This is a genomic window from Microbulbifer regidiadema (SeqCode) (genome assembly GCF_052467605.1).
The window spans coordinates 690,142-702,682 of sequence record NZ_CP174316.1 but is presented as its reverse complement, the minus strand read 5'-3'; the positions used below and the strand labels follow the sequence as shown (position 1 = coordinate 702,682).

13 protein-coding genes and 2 pseudogenes are annotated in these 12,541 nt (G+C 45.3%); 4 read left to right on the top strand and 11 right to left on the bottom strand.

The features are described from left to right. Positions 1-40: 40 nt before the first annotated feature. Positions 41-238, bottom strand: a complete 198-nt coding sequence (locus ACJJIF_RS03875; protein WP_444930929.1) for a zf-HC2 domain-containing protein — start codon at positions 236-238, stop codon at positions 41-43. A 2-nt stretch (positions 239-240) separates the two neighbouring features. After that, positions 241-861: an RNA polymerase factor sigma-70 gene (locus ACJJIF_RS03870; protein ID WP_444930928.1), complete on the bottom strand. Its 621-nt coding sequence runs from the start codon at positions 859-861 to the stop codon at positions 241-243. Between the two features lie 401 nt (positions 862-1,262). On the opposite strand from ACJJIF_RS03870, the gene ACJJIF_RS03865 reads away from it, so the two are divergent. Then, positions 1,263-2,309 (top strand): methyltransferase domain-containing protein, encoded by a 1,047-nt coding sequence (locus tag ACJJIF_RS03865; protein WP_444930927.1) that lies wholly within the window; start codon positions 1,263-1,265, stop codon positions 2,307-2,309. Positions 2,310-2,353: 44 nt separating this feature from the next. On the opposite strand, the gene ACJJIF_RS03860 is transcribed toward ACJJIF_RS03865, so the two are convergent. Beyond that, a complete protein-coding gene (locus tag ACJJIF_RS03860; RefSeq protein ID WP_444930926.1) occupies positions 2,354-3,382 on the bottom strand; it encodes a hydrolase in 1,029 nt (342 codons plus the stop codon). Between the two features lie 878 nt (positions 3,383-4,260). Here ACJJIF_RS03860 and ACJJIF_RS03855 point away from each other — a divergent pair. Beyond that, positions 4,261-4,563 (top strand): hypothetical protein, encoded by a 303-nt coding sequence (locus ACJJIF_RS03855; protein ID WP_444930925.1) that lies wholly within the window; start codon positions 4,261-4,263, stop codon positions 4,561-4,563. Positions 4,564-5,028: 465 nt separating this feature from the next. Here the strand turns inward: ACJJIF_RS03855 and ACJJIF_RS03850 are convergent, their stop codons facing one another. Further along, positions 5,029-5,829, bottom strand: a complete 801-nt coding sequence (locus tag ACJJIF_RS03850; protein WP_444930924.1) for an MBL fold metallo-hydrolase — start codon at positions 5,827-5,829, stop codon at positions 5,029-5,031. A gap of 483 nt (positions 5,830-6,312) precedes the next feature. Continuing rightward, positions 6,313-6,657 carry an IS30 family transposase gene (locus ACJJIF_RS03845; RefSeq protein WP_444932314.1) on the bottom strand — a complete coding sequence of 115 codons (345 nt, stop codon included), beginning with the start codon at positions 6,655-6,657 and terminating at the stop codon, positions 6,313-6,315. Positions 6,658-6,659: 2 nt separating this feature from the next. On the opposite strand from ACJJIF_RS03845, the pseudogene ACJJIF_RS03840 reads away from it, so the two are divergent. Beyond that, positions 6,660-7,099: pseudogene (locus ACJJIF_RS03840) on the top strand (IS3 family transposase); the annotation flags it as partial. 298 nt (positions 7,100-7,397) lie between these two features. On the opposite strand, the gene ACJJIF_RS03835 reads toward ACJJIF_RS03840, so the two are convergent. The 4 genes from ACJJIF_RS03835 to ACJJIF_RS03820 form a co-directional block, all read right to left on the bottom strand. Next, positions 7,398-7,805 carry a hypothetical protein gene (locus tag ACJJIF_RS03835; RefSeq protein ID WP_444930923.1) on the bottom strand — a complete coding sequence of 136 codons (408 nt, stop codon included), beginning with the start codon at positions 7,803-7,805 and terminating at the stop codon, positions 7,398-7,400. A gap of 932 nt (positions 7,806-8,737) precedes the next feature. Next, positions 8,738-9,193, bottom strand: a complete 456-nt coding sequence (locus ACJJIF_RS03830) for a hypothetical protein (RefSeq protein ID WP_444930922.1) — start codon at positions 9,191-9,193, stop codon at positions 8,738-8,740. A 98-nt stretch (positions 9,194-9,291) separates the two neighbouring features. Further along, on the bottom strand, positions 9,292-9,837 hold the full coding sequence (locus ACJJIF_RS03825) for a hypothetical protein (RefSeq protein WP_444930921.1): 546 nt from the start codon (positions 9,835-9,837) through the stop codon (positions 9,292-9,294). 464 nt (positions 9,838-10,301) lie between these two features. Next, the gene (locus ACJJIF_RS03820) at positions 10,302-10,634 is read right to left on the bottom strand and encodes a hypothetical protein (protein WP_444930920.1); all 333 of its coding nucleotides are present in this window, start codon (positions 10,632-10,634) and stop codon (positions 10,302-10,304) included. Positions 10,635-11,389: 755 nt separating this feature from the next. On the opposite strand from ACJJIF_RS03820, the pseudogene ACJJIF_RS03815 reads away from it, so the two are divergent. Beyond that, positions 11,390-11,746, top strand: a pseudogene (locus ACJJIF_RS03815) (integrase core domain-containing protein); the annotation flags it as partial. Here the strand turns inward: ACJJIF_RS03815 and ACJJIF_RS22385 are convergent. Together ACJJIF_RS22385 and ACJJIF_RS03810 are read right to left on the bottom strand one after the other, a co-directional pair. After that, positions 11,743-11,898 carry a PIN domain-containing protein gene (locus ACJJIF_RS22385; RefSeq protein ID WP_507021844.1) on the bottom strand — a complete coding sequence of 52 codons (156 nt, stop codon included), beginning with the start codon at positions 11,896-11,898 and terminating at the stop codon, positions 11,743-11,745. The pseudogene ACJJIF_RS03815 and the gene ACJJIF_RS22385 overlap by 4 nt on opposite strands. 1 nt (position 11,899) lies before the next feature. Further along, positions 11,900-12,136, bottom strand: coding sequence for a UPF0175 family protein (locus ACJJIF_RS03810; RefSeq protein WP_444930919.1), 237 nt, complete (start codon positions 12,134-12,136; stop codon positions 11,900-11,902). Between the last annotated feature and the right edge of the window lie 405 nt (positions 12,137-12,541).

Genomic DNA, 12,541 nt, shown 5'->3' with positions numbered 1-12,541 from the left:
TACTCAGGTGAAATAATCGGCCCCAGAGACGCGCGCCATACTATTTGTCGGCTTTCTCTGGGCCGCCCTGGGCGTAAGATTTGGTGATATGCCTGAGTGTCTTGAGCTGTTTGCCAAAATTGCGACAGGGAGTGCATATCGCCAAATGTAACTTAAGGCTCGCCTGCTCAGAAATAAGCAGGTCCCGCTCCTGGGATTCCGACATCAATCGCGTAGCTTCCCGACAAGTCTTCATCATGCTCACTTCTCCACACCGAACCAGTTATCTTCCAGGCACTCGCGCAGGCGAAGGCGCGCCCTGTGCAATGTGACATTTAAGTTGCTCACGGTGATATCCATGGCTGCACATATCTCGTGACTCTCCAGCTCAATAAACTCCCTCATCATAAAAATTTGCGCCTGGCGCGAAGGGAGATGACTGAGACACGCTTCAAAGATTCGCCAGAAATGCTTGTCGTGGATAGCAGATTCCGGATCGGCCCAGTGTTTGGGCTTTTCCGCCTTCTGCCAGTGTCCGGTTTGATCAAACAGCTCGTCGTGGTCGTGCTCTTCCCTATCGCCGCGTACCAACTGATCTGCATCCACAAAGCGTTGCCTCTGGCGCAATATATCGGCAATTTTGTTCTTGAGAATGGCAAAGACCCAGGTCTTTAAGGCAGAGCGCCCGGAGAAACTGCGGGAATTTTTTAACGCGCCTATCAGGGCCTCCTGAACAGCATCTTCCGCCAACTGCATATCCTGCAACTGCAAGCTGGCAAAGCGCAGCATCTGTTGGCGCAAATCCACCAGGAACTGCGAATTCCGCAGGGAATCCTCCGTATTGGACTCTGTCGAAACACTGGAAGCTAGGTGATCGCTCAATTACGTTCCCTCATAATATCAAAGCGGGGACGAACGATATTAACGAAAATAGCGCGATACTCTACTAACCAAATCCCACTGGCACCAAAGGGCAACTTTGCCAATTCTAAAATATCCAGTACATCATGCTAGAAATTTCGTGCCAATTGAGACGTTTATGCCTCTCTCCATACCCTGAGCCAGTGCGAAGAGAAACTCGGACTAGCAGTGGCCACCCTATAAGCTGCAAAAAATGGAAACCTTCTTCACTGGAGGCCTCTAATCAGGGAGTCTCTAAATAATTCCGCAATATCTCGGTGAGATCCCGGGCTTTTAGCACTGCAAACCACAGGCTTGTTACGCGCCCCAGACAAGGGTACAAAGAGCGCCTCTTGGATAACCCCGCAATAGGTAAAGAGCCAATGCACGATTTAGTACAGGACTACTACGGACGCCAACTGAAGAACTCTTCCGACCTGAAGACGGACGCCTGTTGTGACCCCACCGATATGCCCGAGTGGTTAAAACCCCTGCTATCCAATATTCACCCGGAAGTTCTCTCCCGCTACTACGGCTGCGGACTTGTCTGCCCACCACTTCTGGAGGGCTGCCGGATACTGGACCTCGGCTGTGGATCGGGCCGGGATATTTACCTGCTGTCACAGCTGGTAGGCCCAGAGGGTGAGGTCGTGGGGATCGATATGACAGAGGAGCAGCTGACAGTCGCCAGACAGCATCAGGCCCACCACGCCGATAAATTTGGCTATGACAATGTTCGCTTCCTGCACGGCTATATCGAGAAGCTGGAGGAACTGGAATTAGAGCCCGGCAGCTTTGATGTCATCATCTCCAACTGTGTGGTCAACCTCTCCACCGATAAAGATGCCGTGCTCAAAGGCTTGTTCCGACTGTTAAAAGAAGGGGGAGAATTTTACTTCTCCGATGTCTATGCAGACCGCCGCATCCCGCAGGCAGTGAGTTCTGACCCCGAACTGTTTGGCGAATGCCTCGGCGGTGCGCTCTATTGGAATGACTTCCTGGAGATTGCCCAAAACAGCGGTTTCCGTGATCCGCGCCTGGTGGAGAGCCGGCCCCTGCTAATCACTAACCCGGCCCTAGCCCAGCGCTGCGGTTCCATTCAATTTTTTTCCGCCACCTATCGCTTGTTCAAGCTGTCACAGCTGGAGAAAGACTGTGAAGATTACGGCCAAGCGGTGATTTACAAGGGAACACTCCCGGGCTCTGCCGAGCAGTTTACCCTCGATGGTCACCACACCATGGAAACCGGCAGGGTGTTCCCCGTGTGTGGCAATACCTGGAGGATGCTCGCGGAAACCCGGCTGGCCCCCCACTTTGAATTTATTGGCGATTTTTCTCGACACTTTGGTCTGTTTCCCGGCTGCGGCAAGGAAATGCCATTTGCCTCGGAAGCCTCGGGAACTGAGCAGTCTGGATCATCCTGCTGCTAACCTAGGGGACCTCTAAACAACTCCGCAATATCTCTGCCGAGCCCTCAGTGGCTTTCTAGCACCTGGGAAAGGGAGTCCTCCTGCTGGACTTCCTTCGGCAAGCCCACTACCGAGCCCAGGAAGTGCGGTATCTTTTTCTCCAGCCAGTAACTGGGATTCCATACGCTCCCGCCGATAAACCCCACATGCCCTCCCCGCTCGCTCACCGCCAACTCAACCGTGGAGCTCAGCTCACTGGAGGCGGGAATTGCCGATGGGCAAATAAAAGGGTCATCAATCGCATTGATAATTAATGTTGGCGTGCGAATATCCTTGAGTAGCGGCTTGCTGGATGCCCGGGTGTAATAGTCATCCACATCGCGAAAACCGTGCAGTGGCGCCGTAAACGCACTGTCGAAATGCCGGAAGTCGGCAAAATGGCTACGGTAATTGAGATCCGGTAGGGCCGCCGCTATCTGCGGGTCTTTAGCCTTATTCAGCAAACTCTGACGCAACTCACCAATCAGATGGCGCTCATACAAATGAGACAGGCCGGTATTGATATAACGGCTACAGGCGTGGAGGTCCATCGGTGCCGAAATGGCGACCCCGGCAGCCACCTGCCCGCAACCCCCATCCTCACCCAACATTTTAAGGACAACATTCCCTCCCAGGGAAAAACCCACCAGAGCAATTGGGGTTAGGGGAAACTCTTTTTTAAGCTCATTGACCAGCCAGCGGGGGTCCTCACTGTCGCCACTGTGATAAGCCCTCGGCAATCTATTGGGCACGCCTCCACAACCGCGAAAGTGCATTACCGCGACTTGAAAATGGTAATTTGGGAGAACCTCCATCAGCCCCTGTACATAGGGTGACTCAACCGACCCACCCAAACCGTGAAGTATCAATACCAAGGGGCAGCTTGGATCATCGCGCAGAGGGCTGGGAAAGTGCAGTGCCAGGCGGTCCCCATCCGGCATATTAAACCAGCGACAACCTGTCGCCACCCAGGGGCTAGCGCGGTGAAAGCGACTAAAAACCGTCTGGATATGCCGGTTGCCAAGGCCGGGGGCGGGAGAAAAAGAGTTAATCATAGATTTCTCTCAATAGTCGAGCGGCTGGGGCGCTCAAATTCCTGCCGATGGTTTGAGGGGAATCGCCCTCTCAGTTTTCGAGACCAAAACCAGAAAAATGTGCCGGCTCCCTAGATCTGGCCTGCCTACATATTGAACCATATACCCGGTAAAAAGTTGGTTACATGCCGAAGTAGTTCCCCGCCCCATTTTCTCAAAGACTGCTATGACCCCTTGGCCAAGGTTGAAACGACCGCTACTACACGAGCACCAAGATAATAATGACGCCAAATATACCACAGTTAAAGAGCGGGTTAGCTCTATTGCCAGCGCCCTATCTAATCTGTGGGGGGCTAGATTGGACTGGATAGAGGGCTTTCACCTCTAATCTTTTAGCGACTTTCTCGGTGCACTGGATTGTTTGTTTTTACCCTCAGCCTAATTGGTACATATCCACAATTACACAAGTAAGGGCAAATTTGATCACTAAGCATATAGTGATTAAAATCCATACCATCCACGTTTCGAGCCTTACTGAACCCAATTGGTAATGACTGAATATAAGCTTGGATGGTTTCTTTACCAGACAAGTAAGGGAAGACCTGCAACAATATTGGAGAAAAAACTATCTTTTCTCACAATGCAAACAGTGGGTGCTGCCTCACCCTAAAATGGGACTCTCATCTTCTGCACGCTGGCGACACCTAAAAGATAAATATAAACTAAAAAAGAAATGGTCCGCTGAAAACCCCGCTGATACCTTCTGGGTCATAGAAAATTGCCACGCATCAAAAGGATTAAAATTTTTTATAGATAAAAATGATTTCAGCTCAATTACGAGCGAAATCACTAGAACTTGCAGATTGTATACCTGTAATTAAAGAGGCCCAAGAAGTATTATGATTAAGTATCGATTTGAAAAGGAAAAAGAGATTGCCTTACATTATGCCAATCTATTTAGCAATGAAGAGATCGTAAACATTCTCAAAAAAGGGGAAGTTGCTAATTCAGAAGAAGCTGCTAATCTGGCAAAATTTTTCTGGAAAATGGTTGACGCACTAGTACAAGACTCAAAAAACTCCAATCAAGTCTGTGGAGAAGTACATCTGGAGGAGTGGAGCGAGCTTCTAATGGGATCTTTTAGATCTTATCTGAAGGCAAATGGATATGACACCGAATGGGAATCAGCATCAGATGACTAATATAGGCTAGTTCAGGTAAAGTCTGATACATCCCCTTTGAAAAAGAGGCGGTACCGGTTCTGATATAATAAATTAGAGCAGGCTAACTAATGCTTCCAAGAGTCTTCGGATAAATATGCCCACTTTGATTCTACTCCAGATAGCTACTGAAACGAGCCTATTGCCTGTCAGCCTAATACTGAAGTCAACTGTGCAAGCCAATTTCGGGTAGACCGCTTTAAATCCCAGACTTTACTAGGTGAACGAGTCCTGACCGCCTGCATGGCCTACGTCGACCCCATCAGTGCCAATGTTATCAAGACTCCTGAAGATAAGGTTTCATCGCCCCCACTCCCTCAAGCAGAAAGAATAAACTGTCAGAGATAGGAGACTAGCTCTATTACCACTCCCCTCCAATCTGTGGGTACCCTATATTACCTCACGCCAAAGAATAATAACAAAAGATAGACATTGAAACTCACTCCGCTAATGAGCCTGCTGAAAACTCTCTTCGTTATCTATCACGGCGATTGTTCTCTCTATGAATCTTTTGTAAGCCCTTTTAGGTACAAATACGGCTTTACCACTCACGTTGAATCTCTGCAAAATACTCTTTACCTGTGTGTCCGCCATTATCTTCTCTAGATCCGATCCTTTTTGATAAAGTTCTCGAACTCTATTTATCCACGCAAAAGTATTTTCTCTAAATTCAACCAAGGCTGATTTGCTGGCAGTAACACCATGCCCCGGTATGATCAAGCTTTGATCATCACCTAAATTTAAAATAGCATCAACTGCGTTATTGAAACCCTCAACTCCACCAGCATAGAATGTGGGATGCCAGCTAGTATCGAAAATATCGCCAACAAATATTGCATTACTCTTCTTATGATAATAGATATTATCGTCCGATGAATGTGACTTGACTCTAACATGAGCAAACCCTTCTATATTAAGGTTACCCTCTATAAGCTGCCCACCTTTACCCTCAAAATACTTATTGCCCCCAGTGTGATCAGAATGTACATGTGTATTTAAGATAAAAACAACAGGTTCATTATGAATCGATTGAATCACTTGATCCAATTCACTCAGGTGATTATCTCCCGGCATCGGATCAATTAATATCAAACCGCTCTCTACAGCTATCAAACCGATATTAGTACCATACTCTTTTCCACTTAAAATATATAGCTGCTCAGATATCTTCAGCTTACTTATACTTGATGAAGCAGTAGAGCTGGCGAGTATGAATGTAATTGAAAACAGAATTTTAAAAATATTCAAAACTAATCCTTTTGCATTTTACCAACACATTAAACACCGCTATAAATGACAATCAATTTTCTGCAATCTTTGACTCTAAAACTTAGTTGCCTGGCTTCCCTTGCGCAATTTAGATGCACCCCTGTGTTAGGCTAAAATCCCACTATACAGGGTGTATGCTAAATGTGGGAAGTCTTGAACTTAACGCCAAGCTAATGGACTGGCGCTGCGCAGCAGTGACCATCCAGCCCAAGGTTTATCTTGGGCGATCATTGAGCGTCTTGATACGCACAACATCAGCGTGAGCTTATGAGGTGAAAGCCCCCTGTAGAAAGATCACCGCTTAATGGACTCTATTAAATGCTAGCTACTAGTAAATAGCAACTGCAAAATCGTGAGGTTTTGTGGGAAGGAAGCCTTTTTGTTTCAGGATACCCATAAAAGAAAAAGATTTAAACGTTACATACATTGACACCTGCATTCAACTCTGAAGTGCATCACCCTTTAGGCTGCTGCGGCAGCCGTATATTCTCCCATAACTTGTTTCGGAGTTTTATAGCCCAGCATCTTTCTCGGGCGATTATTTAAACGCTCAACAGCTGCTTCGACATCTGCTTGGTCCACAAGTTTGAAATCAGTTTTTTTCGGAAAGTACTGACGCAGTAGGCCATTAGTATTCTCATTTAGGCCCCTCTCCCAAGATGAGTACGGATGTGCAAAATAGACCTTCGCATCCAGAGCCTCACCAATCTTCTCGTGCAGAGCAAACTCTTTGCCGTTATCGGCGGTAATCGTGTGTACGAAGTCCCTGTATGGCTCAAGTAATGCAATGGTAGCTTGAGCAACCAACTCTGCTGTCTTGCGTTCAACCTGCTGAGAAAGGTACAGGAAGGCGGAACAAGCGCATCTTGATATCCCAAATCGGCTGAATCGGAAGTTTGACGTCGAGAAGCCAGATGCAGCTTGGGCTGGTGATATTACATATATTTGGGTGGGGACTTGCTGGGCCTATCTAGCGGTAGTGCTGGATTTGTTTGCACGAAAACCCGTAGGCTGGGCATTATCGCTGTCTCCAGATACGAGCCTGGTAAAGAAGGCGTTAACAATGGCCTATGAGTCTCGAGGTGCGCCGGAAGGAGTAATGTTCCACTCAGACCAGGGTTGCCAGTACACCAGTCAGAGCTTTCAGCAGCTGCTGTGGCGCTACCACATGAAGCAGAGCCTGAGCCGTCGTGGCAACTGCTGGGATAACGCACCAACTGAACGCTTTTTCAGGAGCTTAAAGGGGGAGGCCAAAAATACTTGACCACTATAGCCCAACAACTGGATAGGATCGCGGCTACGCGCGATCTAGCCTTATTCTTTATACTTATTTTTCTAACTTACTGGATTTAAGCTAGGCCCCCGACCTTCACATTTTTGAATTTCGTATTCTGTTACTGCCAAAAGTCGCTGAAGATATTGAATATCGTCTTGAACCTCAGAATATTCATCATCATCGCAATCTTCGTATTCAATTTTTGTTAGCTTAGCCTCGTAGACCTGTAACGCTACTCTAATATATGTAAGATCTTTATACGTGTAGGACATCATTGAACCTTCTTCATGTACTGTTTTAGCGACTCTAATTCCTCCAAATACTCAGAAATTGGCATATCCCGTTCAGCCTCGATAGAGTAATGGGTATTCCCCTCTTTGTCTTTGCGAATATCTTTAGCAATAATTAAACCTTCTTCTAACTTAGCGTTTCTGGTTATAACCCACCAAGTGTCTTTTGGTCCAAGTTGCACCTTACTGCTGATACCATCAAAGAGCGACACTCCTCCAGATTTCGCAAGGACATAAACCTCGTTCTTGCCTGAAATTTTATATGTGACTATATCGTCTCTCTTACCGCCGCCAACACGGGGCGAAATGGAGCAGCGAAGCTGCGGAATGCAGGTCCAGCCAGATTTGCTGGTGATCGTGCTTGGCTTTGTTATGTACTCTTGCTTCAAAGGCCTCTAAATGCACCATCACATGCTCCACACTTACACGAAATGAACCAAGCAGAAGGTCTGCCATCAGGTGTTGTGCTTTTCGGCTCAACATTGATTGGCGACTCACATCTAGGACAAACTTGATCAATATTATCTCCGTATTGAGATTGCCCGAGAGCGATCATTGTAGGTCTCGCTACATCTGACATGTTGGAAAAATCTATTCCCTTTACGTATTTCTCATATTTGTTAGTCATATCAGGTTGGACACATAATATTTCGCACACGGGCCACAGTGTAGGCGCAAAGCGCCGAAACGAAGGTCCACCGCGAAGCAATTTCGTGATGCGACTTGTTATAATTAGCCATGCTCATAAATTGGGTAAGTTTTTTTGATTTTTAGAGAAGAAAGGTAAAACCCTATTGAAAACAACCCTAGAGTAGAGATAGGAACAACGTTAATAGGATTTAGAAAAAACAAGCAGAATAAAGCAGAAACAGCAGAAAAAATTGATAGGTTTATTAGCCATGTTTTTCTTGATGACACTTTTAACCAGACCCCGCAATCGGGACACCTAAAGTCGCAGGACCAAGCTCGATAACTCCTATCAATCAATGGTACTTGTGAAAACTTAAACTCATGAGAACAATGACCACATTCCATTTTTAAACTTCCCTTTTTTGCCTTATCATTCTTTGATGACTAAAAGATTATAACGAGGGTGCAGAAAAACTCAGCCCTCTTTTCGTATTGTACTTCTACATGAAAAATAGCCTACTCATCAGTGAAAGCTAAATCAGAATTTATGTAGAATCACCATGCACGGTCAATTTTTAAGCATACTTAAAGGGCCATAGATGTATATTAGTTTTTCTACAGCCTGAACGCCCAAAGCAGCGGACCGAAACCAGAGCGAAACGACGGTTTTTAGGTCCGCTGCCTTTGATTGTTAGCACTGACGCTGCCTATTTTCTTTGTTTAAGTCTTTAATGCCTGGAGCATTAGTTACAAGCTTTTTCCCTAAAACATCAGGCAATCCGATGAATAGGGTTGCGCTACTATCCCAGCATACGATTTCAAACAGGGAATCTTTAAGCTGCTTTTCTGGCTCCCCTTGCCAGAAATCAGGATTTCCATCGGCAAATGGTTTATCTGTGGTGAATGACTCAGTGCCTTTCGGGAACGCTGAAATGACAGACCATACAAACTGATAGTCAAATTCCTCAAGTTTTTCGACTAGCTTTTCACCCTCTACCCATGAGGGGTCATCTAGCTCTGGCCAAGCCCCTTCTATATCGGAAATATGCCAATCGTAATCCTTGAGGTTGATCCCAAGCCAATGAGCCACATCTTTCATGTTCGTATAGAATCCAACTTCCGATGTATTTTCCTGTATGTAGTTCATAGCTCGTTTTTAGTGCTAACAATGTGTTAATGGGCGCACGTTTTTCAGCGCCTCCCAGTGAGCGATAGCGGACGAATTAAACCGCTTGTTAATTGCCGTTATCTCCATGGCAATGTACCCCCCTGAGAGATAAATTCACTTTCTAGATTTTTCCAGCCTTCTCCGGAGGAAATATTTAGAGTTCTAAATGGGGTCTCGCATTTCTTTTTCTTTATGAAACCACTCCGTGGGTCTTTTAGTTTGAAAGGGGTTGCTTTAACATTTAGATAAACGCTATCTTCAGGCTTTAGAAAGCCATTAGTTATTTCAAAGTGCTCCCACTGAGCCCAAAGCCCTCTAGCAATAAATATTGTACAAACGGTAACACCGATAAATATTACACTAGCCTGAACTTTATCGCCGAAATTCAAATAAATAGCGCGTACAACATCAAATAATGACCAGACAAATATGAGCCCAAAGATATACGCAACCATATAGAATGGACTATATATCTGTTGTGGATAAGTCAACCAAAAATCTGAAATTTTATCGCATTGCATTATAGTGGTAATACTATAGATCTCTAGCCACTGGAAGAGAAAAAAGAAAATGGCCATGGTTGTCACAATGAACCATGAATCACTACACTCATCCTCTCTCAATGTTCTACGAACTCCTTTAGATAATTAACGCCCACCGCACAGGCGAGCAACTTGTTGCGAATCCAAAGTGCGAAGCGCGTATTTGTGCCGGTGCTTGTTAAATGTTTTTACCAAAATCGCTTCCTATCTCTTTGATAACACTTATAGGCGAGAACAAAAAATGATATGAGAGCGATAAACGCTACCTTATCATATCTCTTTGCGAATTTGTAAGCTATAACGTCCTGGACTCCTTGAGCTGGGCCATGTAACTCAAAGTTTTCTAGCATGTGCCCACCTAGGAGATGAATACCAATAAAGAAGATACAACCAAGAATAATTGCCCACTGCGTCTTCCTGGATAAAACCAAGACATACAGGAATTCATTTAACCAATTTGGCATAATTTCTCCATAGCTATGGATGTTTAACGCCAAGCTCACCCGCAGAGGCACGATAGCGCCGGAGTCGGGTGCAGCATCTTGTTAGCTGATTTTGAACCTTGATTCAACTATCGATGTGATCAACTCATGAAGCCCAAGTTGATTGCAGTAATATTCTTCAATTGTTCCCCATGACTTAAACATACTGATATTAAACCCATCTTCTATGTCATTGTAATAAATGCATCGATTTCCCATTACACCCACAACCCAGAAACCATTCCCTTCGTCACCCCAAGGATGCTGAGACCACTTCTCTGGGTGGTCCAATCTAATCAATTTCCAGAAGTCTTTAGGTATCCCTTCAAGTAGCCACCGTGCATTTTCAGTTTTTTGGAGGATTTCAACTTCGTCTATTGGTTTCCAAGTACTCATGGTTTAAATGCCTGTGGCCTAATCTTGATAGCAGCTAACAGTGTATTCAAAAGCAGCTGCATAATGTCACCTATCAACATATCTCAGGAGTAGGAAATCAAAAAATACATACAAATCAAATAGTTAATCGACTCTAGCACAAAAACACCCAGGTGGATATATTGCACCTGCAATATATCTTGTTATTTTACTGCTTTTGATCTTCGATATTGACAACCTAGAAAACAGAAAAAGAAAACGTAATGGATGATATTCGCCCTAAGCCACCCAAAAATCAGAGCGTTTTCTAGATATTTTGTGTCAGCATATTCACAAACAGGCACTATCGCACCAGGTGGCGCGACTGGAGTTGAGATATTCCTTATCCGTCTTACTGTTTACAGCCTCTGCGCAATCAATATACAGAGAGGGGTATTGAATCCGGGAGCGGTTACAAGTATTGGAAGATCTCATCCAGGGCGTTTCTGGACACCCATCAAAGGTAGAGATTAAGGCGTCACAGCTATTGACACAATACTAAAATCACAACAAAAATACTGGATATTAAAACAGTTAAACCCATACCCGATGACCCAGCCTCGCCGCTCACAGATCTCACTTGATGCGACTTCGTATTATCACTGTGTCTCCCGCTGTGTACGCAGGGCATTCCTTTGTGGAAGAGATACTCAATTAGGGAGAGATTATGAGCACCGGCGCCAGTGGATTGAGACTGGGATGCAAAAGCTAGTGTAGTGTATTAAATAGATCGCCAGATGGAAACAGCTTTGGCGAGTCGTGCGCTGATGATGGCCGTTAATTTACGCACACCACCGCAAGGCCTTCTACACCACTCTAATCGAGGCAGTCAGTATGCCAGCCATACCTATCAGGCGTTGCTGAAGGAGCATGGAATGGTATGTTCAATGAGCCGTAAAGGAAATTGCTGGGACAACGCACCAACAGAACGGTTTTTTAGCAGCCTGAAGCGAGAGTGGCTAACGGGAAATCTCTATGAAACAAGGGTGCACGCGACAGCAGATGTGAGAGCCTATATTGCTTATTACAACTCATGCAGAATACACACAACATTGGGGGATGTAACCCCTATCGAATTTGAGAAATGTGCTTAAAGAGGTGTCCGGTTGGACTTGACCACAACATACACAGCTTCAGGAACATAGATTTGATTAAATAGTGATTTTAAAAGGTGTATAGCGCCGACTCTTGAAAAATAAGTAATAGCGGTGGTGTCACTAACTACAATTTTACCCGATTCATTCATTTTAAAAATCCTTTAAATTATCCATGTCGATATCAAGGTCATCTTCGTTATAATTTATGAACTGACCGTACTTCTCAAGCAAACCATGAAACTCTATTTCAGACGTCCCAGCGAGCTTCCCTCCTTGCACTCCATTTATTTTTTCGAGCTTGTACAATGAAACAGCTAATACTTCAAGCAATTCACTTTCAGAAAGTCCAATCACACTAGCTACTTCATCATTCACTTCTAATTTCACAATTCACCTTTCTTCTATATTTCTCGAAACCCAACAAAGCCGTAGTGGTAGGACAGCCGGTTACCCGACTGCCCCCACGCAGATCCGGACGTGCGGAATTACCGCATCCGGCTCCTCAGTTATATTATTTACCACGCAGCTAAATCCTATCAAAGCTATTCACTCCTCCCATCTTCGCCTTTTCACCCAATGACTGAAGTGCATAAACTCAGATTCAACTGAATGTAATGCTTCCACTTTTGTTTTCATACAATATCCAGCCCTACATGTCCGGTGTATGTATCGACTGCAAGCTCAATATAACTGCCAGCCCCTTCGCCCTGTAGACGGCTTTCCCGCCCTCCGACTACTATGAGCTGGTCCGACTCCCAAGACACCATCGTTCGTCTCGCTTATTCAGCTACA

Coding starts and splice junctions, on each gene's coding strand:
- ACJJIF_RS03875 (WP_444930929.1), bottom strand. CDS start 238: ATGATGAAGACTTGTCGGGAAGCTACGCGATTGATGTCGGAATCCCAG.
- ACJJIF_RS03860 (WP_444930926.1), bottom strand. CDS start 3,382: ATGATTAACTCTTTTTCTCCCGCCCCCGGCCTTGGCAACCGGCATATC.
- ACJJIF_RS03830 (WP_444930922.1), bottom strand. CDS start 9,193: ATGAACTACATACAGGAAAATACATCGGAAGTTGGATTCTATACGAAC.
- ACJJIF_RS03865 (WP_444930927.1), top strand. CDS start 1,263: ATGCACGATTTAGTACAGGACTACTACGGACGCCAACTGAAGAACTCT.
- ACJJIF_RS03820 (WP_444930920.1), bottom strand. CDS start 10,634: ATGAGTACTTGGAAACCAATAGACGAAGTTGAAATCCTCCAAAAAACT.
- ACJJIF_RS22385 (WP_507021844.1), bottom strand. CDS start 11,898: ATGAATGAATCGGGTAAAATTGTAGTTAGTGACACCACCGCTATTACT.
- ACJJIF_RS03855 (WP_444930925.1), top strand. CDS start 4,261: ATGATTAAGTATCGATTTGAAAAGGAAAAAGAGATTGCCTTACATTAT.